15 protein-coding genes are annotated in these 15,793 nt (G+C 45.2%); 6 read left to right on the forward strand and 9 right to left on the reverse strand.

Annotated elements, in window-relative coordinates:
* The first annotated feature begins 215 nt into the window (after positions 1-215).
* Positions 216-428, forward strand: a complete 213-nt coding sequence (locus V6669_RS06105; RefSeq protein ID WP_211085724.1) for a hypothetical protein — start codon at positions 216-218, stop codon at positions 426-428.
* Positions 429-581: 153 nt separating this feature from the next.
* Here the strand turns inward: V6669_RS06105 and queF are convergent, their stop codons facing one another.
* The 6 genes from queF to V6669_RS06135 all read right to left on the reverse strand — a co-directional run bounded on the left by queF (position 582) and on the right by V6669_RS06135 (position 4,781).
* Positions 582-1,073, reverse strand: coding sequence for a preQ(1) synthase (queF, locus tag V6669_RS06110; protein WP_076251365.1), 492 nt, complete (start codon positions 1,071-1,073; stop codon positions 582-584).
* Between the two features lie 149 nt (positions 1,074-1,222).
* Positions 1,223-1,933: a 7-carboxy-7-deazaguanine synthase QueE gene (queE, locus tag V6669_RS06115; RefSeq protein ID WP_338594859.1), complete on the reverse strand. Its 711-nt coding sequence runs from the start codon at positions 1,931-1,933 to the stop codon at positions 1,223-1,225.
* A 127-nt stretch (positions 1,934-2,060) separates the two neighbouring features.
* The gene (gene queD, locus V6669_RS06120) at positions 2,061-2,552 is read right to left on the reverse strand and encodes a 6-carboxytetrahydropterin synthase QueD (protein WP_036611465.1); all 492 of its coding nucleotides are present in this window, start codon (positions 2,550-2,552) and stop codon (positions 2,061-2,063) included.
* The gene (gene queC / locus V6669_RS06125) at positions 2,549-3,229 is read right to left on the reverse strand and encodes a 7-cyano-7-deazaguanine synthase QueC (RefSeq protein ID WP_253509410.1); all 681 of its coding nucleotides are present in this window, start codon (positions 3,227-3,229) and stop codon (positions 2,549-2,551) included. The genes queD and queC overlap by 4 nt, the downstream gene beginning before the upstream one ends.
* Before the next feature lie 373 nt (positions 3,230-3,602).
* Positions 3,603-4,307 carry an AIM24 family protein gene (locus V6669_RS06130; RefSeq protein WP_036668803.1) on the reverse strand — a complete coding sequence of 235 codons (705 nt, stop codon included), beginning with the start codon at positions 4,305-4,307 and terminating at the stop codon, positions 3,603-3,605.
* An 18-nt stretch (positions 4,308-4,325) separates the two neighbouring features.
* Positions 4,326-4,781 carry a hypothetical protein gene (locus V6669_RS06135; protein ID WP_036611459.1) on the reverse strand — a complete coding sequence of 152 codons (456 nt, stop codon included), beginning with the start codon at positions 4,779-4,781 and terminating at the stop codon, positions 4,326-4,328.
* Between the two features lie 330 nt (positions 4,782-5,111).
* On the opposite strand from V6669_RS06135, the gene V6669_RS06140 reads away from it, so the two are divergent.
* From V6669_RS06140 to V6669_RS06150, 3 genes are all read left to right on the forward strand, one after another.
* Positions 5,112-5,279, forward strand: coding sequence for a hypothetical protein (locus tag V6669_RS06140; RefSeq protein ID WP_200869404.1), 168 nt, complete (start codon positions 5,112-5,114; stop codon positions 5,277-5,279).
* 207 nt (positions 5,280-5,486) lie between these two features.
* Positions 5,487-6,191 carry a hypothetical protein gene (locus V6669_RS06145; RefSeq protein ID WP_017690195.1) on the forward strand — a complete coding sequence of 235 codons (705 nt, stop codon included), beginning with the start codon at positions 5,487-5,489 and terminating at the stop codon, positions 6,189-6,191.
* Between the two features lie 151 nt (positions 6,192-6,342).
* The gene (locus V6669_RS06150) at positions 6,343-7,314 is read left to right on the forward strand and encodes a WYL domain-containing protein (protein ID WP_253506185.1); all 972 of its coding nucleotides are present in this window, start codon (positions 6,343-6,345) and stop codon (positions 7,312-7,314) included.
* A 57-nt stretch (positions 7,315-7,371) separates the two neighbouring features.
* Here V6669_RS06150 and V6669_RS06155 read toward each other — a convergent pair whose 3' ends face one another.
* Entirely contained in the window at positions 7,372-8,043 is a 672-nt protein-coding gene (locus V6669_RS06155) for a 3'-5' exonuclease (protein WP_017690193.1), read from the reverse strand.
* A gap of 440 nt (positions 8,044-8,483) precedes the next feature.
* Here V6669_RS06155 and V6669_RS06160 point away from each other — a divergent pair, with 440 nt between their 5' ends.
* Together V6669_RS06160 and V6669_RS06165 are read left to right on the forward strand one after the other, a co-directional pair.
* The gene (locus V6669_RS06160) at positions 8,484-10,430 is read left to right on the forward strand and encodes an FAD-dependent oxidoreductase (RefSeq protein WP_338591790.1); all 1,947 of its coding nucleotides are present in this window, start codon (positions 8,484-8,486) and stop codon (positions 10,428-10,430) included.
* Between the two features lie 368 nt (positions 10,431-10,798).
* A complete protein-coding gene (locus V6669_RS06165; RefSeq protein WP_338594860.1) occupies positions 10,799-12,583 on the forward strand; it encodes a proline--tRNA ligase in 1,785 nt (594 codons plus the stop codon).
* A 790-nt stretch (positions 12,584-13,373) separates the two neighbouring features.
* Here the strand turns inward: V6669_RS06165 and V6669_RS06170 are convergent.
* The gene (locus V6669_RS06170; protein WP_338591792.1) at positions 13,374-15,173 is read right to left on the reverse strand and encodes a 5'-nucleotidase C-terminal domain-containing protein; all 1,800 of its coding nucleotides are present in this window, start codon (positions 15,171-15,173) and stop codon (positions 13,374-13,376) included.
* 172 nt (positions 15,174-15,345) lie between these two features.
* Positions 15,346-15,762: an ImmA/IrrE family metallo-endopeptidase gene (locus V6669_RS06175; protein ID WP_017690190.1), complete on the reverse strand. Its 417-nt coding sequence runs from the start codon at positions 15,760-15,762 to the stop codon at positions 15,346-15,348.
* Positions 15,763-15,793: the final 31 nt, after the last annotated feature.

Here is a 15,793-nt window from a genome sequence, read left to right on the forward strand (position 1 = left end):
GCCTGATGTTGTAATATATGCGTGTAAGCATATTGTTACATAATAGGATAGATTGATTGGACCGACAAGGGGAACAAGGGAAAACGTTGATGAATTCAACTTTATTTCTGAGGTGTTTGTTTCTAACATTACATTTACAAAATAAACGTATTACTTTAGCATCTACTGTAAGAAGACCCATATTTATGTGTAAGAAGGATAGAGGAGGGATGGATATGAAATCCTTATCACCTTATGAATCCGCCAAACGTGAGTTGGTGATGACTATTTTGTATATGGCTGTAATAACGTTTCAGGCTGTCTATGTTGCACCGAAATCTCTATCTGCTGCCATCGTCATATTTATCATTTTTCAATCGATTGGTGTGCTGATGTTGAGACATTACGTCAAAAAAGTCAGAGAACTAAAGGAAGATCAGTCTACTTGAATGCGCTGCGATCCAATTGCGTTGAGACACTTAGTCTCATACAGGTGTATACTAAACAAAGAAAAAGCCGGATCTCTTCAGGTTTTGAAGAGTTCGGCTTTTCTGTGTCCTATAATTTATTTTAGTTATAGCAGAGTTTATTTACCCGCCAGTTTAACGATTATCAATCGTCTCCGGGTACATATCATGGTTCATCATGCGGTGGTCGGCCATCTGCTCGTATTTCGTTCCAGGCTTACCATAGTTCGTATACGGGTCAATGGAGATGCCGCCGCGCGGTGTGAATTTGCCCCATACTTCAATGAAGCGCGGGTCCATCAGCTTGATCAGGTCGTTCATGATAATATTCACACAATCCTCGTGGAAATCACCATGGTTACGGAAGCTGAACAGGTACAGCTTGAGTGATTTACTCTCGACCATTTTGATATCAGGAATGTAGCTGATATAGATCGTCGCAAAGTCCGGCTGACCCGTAATCGGGCACAGGCTGGTGAACTCCGGGCAGTTGAATTTCACAAAATAATCGCGGTACGGATGTTTGTTATCAAAGTTCTCCAAGATTCCTGGATCATATTCAAACGTATATTTAACGTTCTGGTTGCCCAGCAACGTCACATCTTGCATTTCATCAGGTTGTCTCATCGGTTATTAAACGCTCCTTGTTTCCGTCAAAGCCGAAGCCTCGCGGTATATATGAATAGGCATTTTTTTGCCTATTGAATTCTCTTATTTTCTAAGGACCTTTCGCCCTCATCCTTACATCATGCCGCCCATTCCACCCATACTGCCTATCAAACGCCGCGTTTGTTGCCCCATACCAACGTATGAAGCTGTGGAAGCACACGAACATCATTCAGGTCATCGGAGGCACTGACTTGGTCGATCAGCCACTCATAACGAGCAAGCAGTGAGGACGCCAGATCTGGCGTATCGGCGGAAGTCACATCCGGGTTCCCGGTTTGTAAAAATAAATCCGTGCCCGGATACCGTGCATGCACACGGCGGGCATAGTCCAAGTCTGTCTCATCGAAGATCACGATCTTCAGACTGTGACTTCGTTCTACCGGGCCAGCGGCCAGCCGTCCGATCAGATCATCCAGCACGGCCCAATCCGTGTCCATGCCGGAGCTCGGTGGCTTGGGCGAGACGGTGACTTCGTCAATGTTCGCTAGCCAAGGCTGCCAGCGGGAGCCCTGTGTCTCCACCGCAGTGCGGATGCCGTTCTCCCGCAGCAGGGCAACCAATCCGCCCAGCGAAGCGAGCAGGGCGGGATTACCGCCAGAGATAGTAACATGGGAGAAACGGGTGCCGCCAACGCGGCGCAATTCTGCCCATACATCCTCTGGCGTAATCATTCGAATCAGGTCCTTGCCACTGCCGTCCCAGGTAAAGGCCGAGTCGCACCAGGAGCAGCGATAATCGCAGCCGGCGGTACGAACAAACATCGTTTTTTGTCCGATGACCATGCCTTCGCCTTGAACCGTCGGACCAAAAATCTCCATCACGGGAATACGAGCCTCTTTGCGAGAGCCCGTCTCATCGGCCGTATGCTTCTCAACTGATGTATCGGATGAAGTTTTGACTTTGCGGCCGTCGTTACTTGACGAGGTAAGCTTCTGGTGTGTCACACTACTCATCGATCATCCACTCCCGTCTCGCTTCCGCGTAACTGGTGGGTGTCTCGAAGAGTCGGACAAACTCCGTCCGCCCACCATCGGTCAGCCCAGCATAGGGCTCCGTCTGGAGCGCATGTTCCATCTGTTCGAACAGCCAAACGACCATATTTTCAGCCGTAGTATTCATTAAAGGAAGTGTCTCGTTGAGGTACTGATGATCCAGATATCCTTCAATTTGAGTTTTCCATATATCTTTGATATGTCCAAAATCAACTGTCAGCCCGGTTTCACCCGGATAACCGCTGATGCCAAAAATAACTTTATACGTATGACCGTGCAAGTTCTTGCATTTGCCTTCATAACAATGCAGGTGATGTGCTGCGTCAAAGGTGAATTCTTTGCTTACAAGCACACGTTTGCGGTGATAGCGCAGCTGGGTGGGTAGAATATCTTCTCCGATACGTTGCAGATGCTCAACAATACGGAATGTTCCCGGCTCTCTCATCGTACATCCACTCCCGCCGATTCAGTAGCAGTACGTTGTTGTACATAACGATCCAATCCGGCTTTGCGAAGTTTGCAAGCGGGGCAATCTCCGCATCCATCGCCGATCACGCCGTTATAACAGGTCAGAGTACGCTCACGTACATAATCAAAAGCACCGAGATCATCGGCCATCTTCCACGTTTGGGCTTTGTCCAGCCACATGAGCGGGGTGTGAATGACAAATGGATAGTCCATGGACAGGTTAAGCGTCACATTCATCGACTTCACAAATGAATCCCGGCAATCCGGGTATCCGCTGAAATCCGTCTCGCATACACCTGTAACCAGGTGACGTGCTCCTTTTTGCTTGGCCATAATGGCTGCAAAACTGAGGAACAGCAGATTCCGTCCATCCACAAATGTACTCGGCAGTTCACCTTCTTCATGCGTAATCTCCACATCCGTGCGAGTGAGCGCATTGGGGGCAAGCTGATTTAACAGACTCATATCCAGTACCGTTTGCTGTACGCCCAGATCACGTGCGATCTCTGTTGCACATTCAATCTCTAACTTGTGGCGCTGACCATAATCAAACGTAACGACCTCTACTTCGGCAAACTGTTGTTTGGCCCAGAACAGACACGTGGTACTATCCTGACCGCCGCTGAATACAACGACTGCTTTTTCTTCGTTCAACATAAAAAAACCTCTCTATCTTCTTGAGATCAAACCATGCACATAGGCATAGAGTGTCGGAAGAACAGAGAAGTTCATGAACTGGCATCCATCAAAAAACACACCTTCTCGATAACCGCTTCAAAAAAGCAGGCAAGAGTAAGTGTCCTTAGTTTTTTACGTACATGATTGCATGGTGACCGCAATGTGTACGCAAGACTTATACTGACCATCACATGGTCAAGTCTTATAGAGGGAGTTCGCGAACCTCTCCCATGCCACAGGCATGGATTTTCTTCTTCAATTGTCTGAACCATTATAACATGAAACGGTGTGGTGACCACCCCACTGGAGCATAGTGGCAGCTAATTGGTCGGCTCCATCAACTAACAGCTTATTTGATCAATACATTGCCGAAAGGGATCACTTCTTTCAGAATTCGTTTGAACAGTCCCTCATCGTTAAGATCCTGTTCCAAGCGGTGATTCTCACGTCCCGCCTGAAAGAGTACAGATCCATGTCCTGTCATCTTCCAATGATAATTCATATGCTGACTGGCAAGGTTGTTACCATATACGGTGAGTTCCAGATGTGCATTTTCGGGATAGGCAATAATGCTACCAGCATCCACATAGAGCGGCGCTGTTGGGTGAAGTTCCTGTTGGCAGACCTGACCTTGAGTGAGCAATCCAATTTTGCCTTTGCCGGAAAATTTCATTTTCACTGCATCACGGGTGATTAGCATGTTTTTGATTTTCTGAATTTTGGTATGCATGGTTACACCATCAGAGTAGAAGAACAGGTGGCGGAAGTCATAGAGCAGATCACTGTCCTCCGTGAGCTCCACTTCCTTCATCGTGAATCCGGGAGGCAGGGCAGCCACAAATTGGCAAGGTCCGGTGATTTCGGATTTAATCAGCTTTTTTTTGCGATATATGCCCGTGATATTCATGAATTTATCATTGCGACTCCCACTCGGACCGCGGAAGGCCACAATTTGCTGCGGATGCAAAATATGAAGTCGGTCATCTTTAATCAGTGAAAATGTGACGACTTGTCCTGCTCCGCCTGCTTCAGCATTGTTCAGGTGTATGTTCATGCAGTTGCTCCTGTTCTTTTATACTCGGCCGGAACGGCGACGCATTCCCCAGCGCATTACACGAATCAGAACAAAGTAACCCAATATGAGAGAAACGACAGTGATGATCGTCGTCTGAATTCGTTTGGTGGTAGCTGCTTTGGCATTCTGGTCGTCTTGTAATTTACTTACCATTTCAGTGAGTTTTTGGTTCTGAGCCAGCAGTTGTTCGTTCTGGGTCTTAAATGCTTCGACATTGGCTTGGGCTTGTCCCAACTGAGCAGACGTTTGATTTAATTGCTCCATCGTTTGCTTATAACTTTCCTGCAGAGCGTTCACTTCTCCGGGCAGTTCGGAGACTCGCTCCCATCCGCTGTATATATCCGTAAAAATATTGGCACTGGCTGCACTTACTGTCGAAGCGATCGAAACGGTAAATAGAATGCATGTGGTGAATAACACCCGAATGAAATAACCCTGAATGGATTTTGGCATCGTTAACACCTCTTTCTTCGGTTAGATAGATCAATCGCCGAATTCGTCGTCTATTGTTGAAATACGGCTCTTACATTATACGTCAAAACCGGGACGATGGGTTCAAGATGATATCGTTTTATTACCCGAAATATATAAAATTATTTAGGAACAGGGCTGTTTAGCTTACAAATCTGCGGGGTAATAGAACGATAGGCAAGCATACCGGACCGTTTTACAGATCTTTTACTTCAGTTCCGGGTGCATGCTATTCACAAATGCGCAATTTAATGAACGATACCAATATATCCGATTGAATATAAGATCGTGAACATGAAGGAGTAGAAACATATGTATACAGCAGATCAGAACACATCAACCAAAACAATTATGATCACTGTTAATGGAGAGCCAGTAGGGCGTAAGCTGGTCATTGACAGTGTCACCTATGCACCGGTAAACGAAGCAGATGGTGTACAATATTTACACAAAATGGGAATCGATCATCCTACTGTTTAATTTGGGACTTGTCATAGATAAGTGATTGATAAGCTTGGCCTAGTGCCAGGCTTTTTCGTCGTTTATTGTCGTATTGAGACGGATTTAGGGATATAAAACTAATATATTGGAAAAATTTAATGAGAACATGTGTTCCGTGACAATATAGTGTCCATTCACCCTGATAACTTAGAAGATAATACACATAAATCGGGGGAGAGACTACCAGTGAACTCAGTCTTTGAAGTATCTTATTCGTGGAATAAAGAGGCCATACCGACAGGGGGAGCCGACCCCGTATATATGATGGTAGAGTGGCGTAACGGTGCCCCTGCCAAAAGACTTAGGAAAATAGCACCCAAAATTGTATCAAGAGATTTGGAACTTTTGCTCAAACCGGAATATGGAGTACAGCTAAAAGGCATCTATGGATGTCGTTCCAAGGAAACGGATATTGGCTGGTTATTGAGGCTTGGGGATATGTACAAGGGAGAAAGTAAACAAATTTTGCTTGAATTCGTCATGGGACCCCGTGTATCAGGAAAAGCTGCCGTATGTTCAGCCTACTGGAGCACAAGGAAGTTGAAGCAAAGTCAACGTGTATTGTTACGAAGAGAACAGTTGTATATTCAGTACACCAGTCATTTGGGCATGCTGCGACAGCCGGAAGATCCCAAGGTGGAGAAGACGATCAAATTAAGTGAAACCGTGCCCCTGATCAAACAAGCCCTGCGCGCCTACGAAAGAGGCCGGGTTCAAGAGGGAAGTAATATGTTACGTCGTCATGCTGATGCCTTGTTAATTGAAGCTGCGCGGAAGCAAGATCTGGACTATTACGCGGAAGCCGAGATCGTTGAAAAGTTGCGTTATCACTATGAGATCACGTTTACAACAGGATATCATGATCGTGAAAAAAAGATATTAGGGGAATAGGGTTGATTTCAGGTGGTAACGGTATAGAGAGAGTCTACATATTTGAAGGTGAAGTTTAGGAGAAGGTCGAATGTATGTATCAATATCATATTAAACAATGGATGGAGTTGTATCAAATTTATTGAAACAACATCGTGGAGGGTCCGGCAAAATGACAGACCGACTAATCCGATTAATGCGCATTATAACGCTGGTTCAGGCCAAGCCAGGCATACTGGCACGTGAGCTCGCCCAGCGATGCGAGACGACGGAAAGGACGATATACCGCGACATGGAGGCCCTCAGTGCAATGCATATCCCGATCGCCAATATGGGACACGGGCAAGGGTACATGTTTATCAGCCAATTTGCCATGTATCCGCTAAATTGGTCTGATGAAGAAGCCCTAGCTTTCATGCATCTTGCTGAAGTTATGGAGAACATTCGTCCTTTGCTGAAACCTGCTTTTGAGAGCGCTTATGAGAAAGTGGTTGCTGCGAGTCAGAAAAACAAAACAGAACGAGTGGAATGGTCGGAGCAAATTAGTGGATTGTTCAAAGCGGGATTGCCCGCATGGCAAAATGAAAACAACGATTCGCAGAATCAATCCATGATTACCCTGCTTCAGGCTGGCATTTCACAGAACACCATTGAAGGGGAGTATCTGTCTCAAGGTAAAAAAGGGATCGTACGTATAGATCCTTACTGTCTTATCCCTCGTGAATACAGATTTGAGCTGTTAGGGTATTGTCACCTGTCGGAGAAACTTCGAATATTTCAGGTGAGCCGGCTGCAAAAGATACGGATATTGCCACGCACGTTTCGCAAAGAGGATTATCTCATGCAATCGCACTTCCGCATTCCTTGGGCATACGAGGGAAGTACGGAGTGGACTGCGTTCAAAATTCGATTTGCACCCCATGCTGTGGAGCGTGTGATGCAGGAGCAATTTTTTATGCGACCCATCCTAACCATTGAACCGGAAGGTAGCCTGTTATTTGAAGCCATATTAAGTGATGTTGACGAATTTCTCGTATGGATATCTAAATATGGACCTGATGCGGAAATTCTCGAACCGGAAATCTACCGCATCAAGATGAAAGAACGCCTAAACTATTGGCAACAAATGTACAATAAAAGTTGAGATTAGAATGCCATCCATCCTAAGCCAAGACACGATTAAGTATTGTGCTGTGGACGGTTACTCTTTGGTTTTGAAAAGGCTTGCCAGATTGCCAAATGGAGATTCTTTTTCTTCATCTTCTGTGGAGCTGGAATAAACAACCTTGGATGTAATGCCCTCATCATCGGCTGCACAGTTGTTTTCCAGAGTGAATCGGTCAAATTGATGCATAAACACCTTGGCTGTATTGATGGCATCATCCAAGGCGCGGTGCTGGGTACCATCAAATTCAATTCCACAGATTTCAAGAGCTTGAGCGAGTCCGAGTTGACGGAACTTGCCTTCTTTACGAACGGTGCGGGACCATTGTTGCTGGAGATCGTTATGATTGGTGATCCAGGCCACATCAAGTTGATGGGTGCGACAATGAGAGATCAGTTTGCTGCGGTCATCGGGTCCCCAGGAACACATGTAATAGGGGTCACTTCCCATCCAGGCAATGAATTGGTTCAGTGCTGCCGGAAAAAGGGGGGCTGCATCAATATCTTTCTGTGTGATACCTGTAAACTGAATCGTATCAGTGGAAAGAACAGACTTATTGGAAGGACGAACATACGTATGGAACGTATCCGTTACGACCAATCCATCCGCACTTTCCGTAACTTTGACGGCACCGATATCAATAATTTCAGAAGAATAGCGAGTATTGCGACTTACCGTGAATTCAAGATCATATATGATATATGGCATAGGACAAGCTCCTTTATCGATTAATACCTGTGATAGATTTCTATTTCTCTATATTACAGGGAACGTGCTGCCATGTCAGCCATCGCCAGAGAATTCATTGTAGTCAGGATGAACGAACAGTCTGAGTGTTTAATGATCTTTCTGATGCATTTCCGGTTTTGGTAAGTCTTTACTTCGCCAAAAGTGGTCGTTATAATGAGGAAAGTTAGGGACTTTCCTATGTTTTGTTTGTATTTATGGCAACATAAAAGTAGCATTTTCCGTCTTATTATCAGAACTTCCTAACACCGTTTGAAGTGTTGGGGAGTTTTTTATTATTTATAGCATGCTCATGCAGGAAAGGAGAAAAAGTTAGTCGGTTGTTGGTATAACACAGGAAAACTAGTTCACGAGTTAAGTTAGTATTATTGAATTTAAAGTACATATGGAGGTTTGTTTCTTTGATTAGTAGAAAATTGAAAATAACAGCAATTATAGCCAGTGTGTTTATTGTTTTAATGAGCGCTGCATATGGTGCATTCTATATTTGGAACAAGAATTATAAATTTAATAATAATTATGTATGGCAGCCTTTGGAGGACGTGCAATCTACACTAAACCTGAAAGATTCCTATAACGTTATTGTAGCTGGAACGGATCCGGAAGGTATTACTGCTGCCTTATCAGCTGCCCGTAATGGGATGCGTGTATTGCTGGTGGAAGCAAGAGATCGCAACATGTTGGGAGGATTGTTGACCGAGGGAGGCCTTAATACACTGGATCTAAATTATTCCCCTGAACAACCGCAGTTATTGAGTAGTTTGCGGCAGCCTGACTTTTTGAACAAAGGTATCTTCCAGGAATGGTTTGACCAGATCGAGGGTAGTTCATTTGATACCAACACAGCGGCTAACATTTTCTATCGGATGGTTCGTTCTGAACCTAACATTGACCTGTTGATGAATGTTAAGGAATTAGTCCCCCTTACTGAACAATCTACGGGAGATCACACGACAATAACGGGTATGAGCTTAACTAAAGAAGATGGAACAACTGTTCAGATTTCAACCCGCTCCATCATTGATGCAACGCAAGATGCGGATATTGCAGCCGCTGCAGGAGTTCCATACTCCATAGGTAGACAAGATATTGGAGATGGTAAATCCAAAATGGTCTCTACGCTTGTATTCAAGTTAAGCGGTGTTACTGATGAGGTATGGCAAAAGTTTAGGGAAAGAGAGGGAACCGGGGTTGATAAGATGAGTGCTTGGGGGTACGGTGATGCTAGAAAATATGAATCCTCCAATCCACAACATATTAAGATTCGAAGTCTGAATATCGGAAGACAAAATGATGATACAATCTTGATTAATACGATGCAAATCTTTGGGGTAGATCCGTTAGATCCGATATCTGTGAAAAAAGGTCTGGAAATCGGGCGTAAAGAAGCCCCACTAATTGTTGATTTTCTGAAGAAAAATTATGATGAATTTGCAGGGTTACAATATGTTGGAACAGCAAACGAGCTTTACGTGAGGGAATCACGTCATATCTATGGCGAGTACCGATTAACATTAGCTGATGTCATGGAAAATCGTGATCATTGGGATGCCATTGGATACGGCTCATACGATATTGATATTCAGAGCACGAGTGTTGGAAATCCCGGCACGATTATGTTGAGTCCTATTCAATATGGTGTACCTTTTCGCTCGCTTGTACCGCTAAAGGTTGATGGTTTGCTCGTCGTTGGACGTGCAGCAAGTTTTGATACAATCCCACACGGTAGTGCAAGAGTTGTCCCAATGGGAATGGCAGAGGGAGAAGCAGCAGGAGCGGCGGTCAAGCTGGCATATATCCATAAGGAGTCCTTCCGCGAACTCTCAACTTCCGAAGAGCGAGCATCTGAACTACGTAAGATGCTGGAGAATCAGGGGATGGATCTGAAAGTACATCGTTTCGAGCAGCCTGATTATATGGAGCATAAGGATTACAAGGGATTGCTGGCTGCAGCGAGTATGTATATGACTTCAGGCGATTATAATAACGATGGTTGGGAACTGGATAAAGGAATGAATCCAGAACGATTTTTAAGTAAATTGAAAAGAATGCAAGCGATGTTTCCAGAAGCCTACACAGGCAGTGCCGACAAAGCTCTAGCAAATATGGAGAATGCCGTAACCCTACCTTTAACGTTGGATCAGGCTGCGTATATGTTATGTCTGGCAATGGGAACTTCAGAAACGGAAACTTCACTTGAACAGGCACTTGCTCAATTACAAACGCAAAACTTTATAAGTGCTGACACGCTTGCTGGCATTGCTGACAAGAACAATCTTACCAATGGGGATGCGTTTATGCTCATTCGTGATGTAGTGGAGTATTATTCTGGAGTTGTATTCGACTAATTGGTTGACAATTACTTGTAAATGAACTAATGTGGTCAAAAATGATAACAGCGTTATAACGAGGACATGATTGTGCAATCCAGCTTCAACAGAGAGGGAACAGTGTGGTGCAAGGTTCCTGTAGCTGCTTCATAAATTCCTACCTCGCGAGCTGCGGAAGAGAATGCCCCTACAGGGTTGCAACCTCCGCCGGCAGGGCCCGTTATGCCCCGTAGGACTGCATGTTACAGATCGCAAAGGTTGCGAACGGATTAATTTGCAGTTAAATAAGGGTGGTACCACGACACATTCGTCCCTTGACGGATGTGTCTTTTTGCTGTTTATGCGCCGTATTTAATAACAAAAAGGAAGATTAGGAGTGTGTTATGATGCGTCAAAGTGAAATGCTTGTCCCAACATTACGTGAAGCGCCAGCGGAGGCAGATGCAGCGGGACATCGCTGGTTACTGCGTTCCGGTATGATTCGCCAACTGGCAGCAGGGATATACAGTTACTTGCCCCTCGGACGGCGTACATTGTTAAATGTTGAACGGATCGTTCGTGAAGAGATGGATCGTGCTGGATGTCAGGAAGTGTTGCTGCCGATTATGCAGCCAGCCGAACTGTGGGAAGAGTCCGGAAGGTACACACAGTATGGTCCTGAATTAATGCGTCTGAAGGATCGTCATGCACGGGAATTTGCTCTTGGACCAACACATGAGGAAGTCGTAACCGCTTTAGCGCGGGACGAGGTGAGTTCGTATCGTAAGCTGCCATTCACCCTGTACCAGATCGGAACCAAGTTCCGGGATGAACGCCGTCCTCGATTTGGATTGCTGCGTGGACGTGAGTTCATCATGAAGGATGCGTATTCTTTTGCTTCGGACTGGGAAGAGCTTGATCGGACTTATCAGGCGATGAACACAGCGTACAGTCGCATTCTGGAGCGTTGTGGTCTGGACTATATCCGTGTTGAGGCTGACGCAGGAACGATTGGCGGCCAAGGGGAAACACATGAGTTCATGGCTCTTGCTGATGTGGGTGAGGACACAATTGTAACCTGCAAACATTGTGGATATGCTGCAAATCTGGAGAAAGCGGGTTATCAGACTTCTGGAGATATTCAGAAAAAAGAAGGAAGCTTGGAAGTTCCAGCCGACTCTGCGAGTGCAGACTCCGCGCTTCAAACGGTTGAACATTCAGGAGCGGAAAACCTAGTACGTATCTCGACACCTGGCGTTCGTACGATCGCAGAGTTAACTGCCTTTGTGGGCAAAGGTGCTGAACATATGATCAAAACGCTGCTTTATGTGGCGGATGGTCAGCTCGTCGCTGCCCTTGTGCGTGGAGATCATGAACTGAATGACATCGCATTGAAACAGGTGTTGGGGGCAGAGGAACTGATCCTTGCAGACGATGCAGCCATTGCGGCACATCCAAATCTGAAGGTAGGATTCCTGGGTCCGATTGGACTAAATCTGCCGATGGTGGTGGACGCTGACGTGGCAGTGATGAAGAGTGCAATTACAGGAGCCAATGAAGTGGATGTGCATGTTTCCGGTGTACGCCCAGGGATTGATTTTGCATTGGAGCGAGTAGAACGAATCCGCTTTGCTGCGGAGGGGGATGCTTGTCCAACATGTGGATCACCACTTGTGTTTACCAAAGGTATTGAGGTTGGACACATATTCAAATTGGGAACGAAATATAGTGATGCCATGGGTGCTTCATTCCTGGATCGTAATGGTCGCCAGTGTGCGCCAGTCATGGGATGTTACGGCATTGGCGTATCCCGCCTGATGGCTGCGATAGCTGAGCAGTATGCAGGAGATGAAGGCATAAGATGGCCTGCCGCTGTTGCGCCTTATGATGTGCATCTGGTTACAGTAAGTTGGAAGGATGAGCAGCAGCGTCAGCTCACCCTCGAACTGGAACAACAATTGATCGATGGCGGTTACACAGTATTGGTTGATGACCGGGATGAACGTCCAGGTGTGAAATTCAAGGATGCGGAGCTGATCGGATTGCCTGTGCAGATCGTTATTGGCCGAGGAGCAGCCGAAGGACAGGTCGAACTGGGATCACACGCACTTGCAGCATCAGGTGAATCGAAACGAATCGGGTTGACTGCACAGGAAGCTGTGCTTTATGTGAAGGAACAGCTCACTTCCTAAATAAGTTGAACTAATCATTTACACAGAGACGGAGAGGACAGAAAAAACCTGAAAAAGCGAAGCGTTCGCCTTTATCACCGGATTTTTCCCTTGAGAAAAGGGAATCAAAAAAATCTGGGGATAACAGCGATTGGAAGGTTATTCTGTCATCGGAGTGTACGTGTGAACATATCTTTAGTTCAACTTATATAGATCAAGGAGATTCGCTAATTATATGAGTTCATATAATAGTACCGAATATGATGCGGTAGCTGATTTTGATTGCTGAAATTCCAATCTGAGCATGAAAAAGAGGGCTATAGGCATGCAATTTGGTAGGATTTTATGAGTGATATCATACGAAATAACTATATTTGGACATATGTATTTAGTATACACATGATTTTATAATTAAAGATTTGAAGATGGTCATACTCAGGCGGATTTATGTGCAAGTATGCAAAGTTGAGAAGACAGAGATGTCGAAATTAAATGTACAATAAGCCCATGAACACGGTAATTCCGGAGAGTTTTTATATAGTTCGGTGTCGAAGGCACATGATAAAGTTGGTCCGTAAAGGCCTGGCTGGGATTTATTTTTGCCTCAGATGATTGTCAGGCTCAGCAGGATATGTCCACAGGAAATGTTCAAGTATCTGATGTGGATTGATGTTTAAGAATGGAGATACAAAAGGGTGTCCCCTTAACCAGTAATCTGGCTTTGGGTACACCCTTTTAGTTATGACAAGATAGATCGGTATGCTGATGCACTATAAGCGGTCATGCCTATATGCACTTTGCTTTGCTGAGCTTAAGAAGCTGCAGGCAATTTCAATTGTTGACCTGGATAAATCCAGTGTGGATTTTTGATATTGTTCAGCTTTTGCAATGCCTGCCAAGTTGTGCCGTATTGTTTGGAGATAGAGTACAGGGAGTCTCCGGATTTCACAACATGCAGTTTGGCTGGAGCAGGTTTACTTGGTGTTGGTTTAGACGGTTTTTCCGGTTTTGGTGTTTCTGGTTTTGGCTTAGTTGGAGCTGGTGTTTCTGTTGCCGGAGTTTCCGGCTCTACTGCAGGTTTTACCGCTTCACTGATCCGACCATCTGTTTTGATGTCTACAGCGCCAAGCTTTTGCATGTAATTGATCAATGCTTCGTCCAGCGCGCCATACATACCCGTAGTTGGATATTTGGCAAACATGGTGTATTCGTCACCACCAACAGCTGTGAAATCATTGGTTGCCAGTGTATACGTTGCTTCCGGATCAAGGGCTTTATCGCCCACGGTTACGGAATGTACACGGCTACCTTCTGCAGCGGAAGTATCGATTTTGAACTTGATACCAGATACTTGCGGGAATCCACCGCTTGGTTCCGGGTAGGAAGCTACACCGACTTCAAGGGCTGCCAGAATATCGGACCCTTTCACTTCAAGAGTTACCACTTGATTACCAAAAGGAAGCACTGTGATGATATCACCTTTGGTTACGATCCCTTTTTCGATGGAAGCACGGATACCACCACCGTTAGTCAGTGCAATATCGGCTTTGCTGACATCACGAATGGCATCTGCAAGCAGGTCACCCAGGTTAGTTTCACCTGCACGTACCTGTTCACGTTTACCATCCAGCAGAATAGCTGTATTGGCTACTTCTTCTTTCAAGATAGGTTCTTGTTCTTTTTGAATGGAGTTTACGAGAGTCGCGACTTTCTCATTTGGTTTGATGTCTTTTGCTTCAGTTTCATCAATTAATGTTGCTTGTTTCTTCGTTACTTTACCACCATCTACCCACAGATCGATGACACCTACGTAGTTAGTGTATTCTCCTGCACTTGCAATCAATGTTCCGTTATCGGATACAAGGCCATCTTGCAGTACAGTGTGGCTGTGACCATCGATGAATACATCGATGCCAGGAACTTCTTTAACAACTTTAAAGCTAGTATCCGTGCTGGATGCATCTTGTCCAAGGTGTCCCAATACCACAACAACATCTACTTTGCTGCGGATTTCGTTTACCAGAACTTTAGCTTCCGCAGATGGATCTGTAATATCAAGGCCTTCTACGTTTTTAGGATTCGTTTTGTACAACGTTTCCGGTGTAGTCAAAGCGATGATACCAATCTTCACGCCATCCACCTCTTTAATGAGGTAAGGATCGAAGAGACGTGTTCCGTCTTTTTTCTTCACGTTGGCACTCAGCATGGGGAAGTTCATCATGTCCGCCAGTTCGATCAGGCGATCTGAACCATAGTTGAATTCGTGGTTACCCGGTACGATGGCTTGGTATCCCATTTCATTCATGACTTTTACGATGCTCTCACCATTCACGAGAGTGGCAAATGTTGTACCATGTACAGCATCTCCAGCATCAAGCAAGAGTGTGTTCGGGTTTTCGCTACGATATTTGTCAGCGATTCCAGCTACTTTGGCAAAACCCATAGCAGGTGAAGATTCAACTGAACGGGCATGCGTATCATTCGTATGTAGAATGGTAATGTGTTTACCTGTGCCCGGAGTGGTATCCGTTGCAGCTGCGGCAATACCTACACTGCCAAACAGCAAACAGACCGTTAGCAGAAGTGAAACGTAATTCTTCCAGATTTTCATATGATTCCGAAACCTCCCAAAATAATAATCTACTTGAGCATTTACACAGCTCAAATAGTATTTTAACAGACTATTATTAGGAAATCTCGCGAATTACGTAAAAATAAGTAACCTGAAAGTGACATGTAAATCTGCTGTTGGAAAATATAATCTTCGAAAAGAACGTATGTTCTTAAAGAGTGTAAAAAAAATGCTGCGCTTCACGCGGCAGTCCGGTACGTAAACAAAATTTCTCCAAAGATTCATCCGGCTCAGGCATCACTCCGGAGGTCAGCAATTGAATGGCAAAACGGTTAGCCTGTCTTTCCAGCTTGCCTGGAGCAAAATAGGAATGTTCCTCCAGAAAGAATCGATTAATCCCTTTATGAAGTCGGTCGTGTCCAAGCTCATGGGCGCACACGAACCGTTGCCACTCCGGCGGCAAATCATTGTGTATGACGATAAACCTGCGCCGGAGCTTGCGAAAGTACAGTCCCTTGGTGGACTTCCCCAAATTGGTAAAACGAATCTGTATTCCAACCGCGCGGGCAATGCTGAACGGGCAGTTGGTCCGGTGTTTTCGAATCAGCTTTGTTACGATGTCATCCATATGATCTCACCTGCTGCCTTATTAAATTCAG

Source organism: Paenibacillus sp. Y5S-9, from assembly GCF_036894235.1.
Lineage (GTDB): Bacteria > Bacillota > Bacilli > Paenibacillales > Paenibacillaceae > Paenibacillus.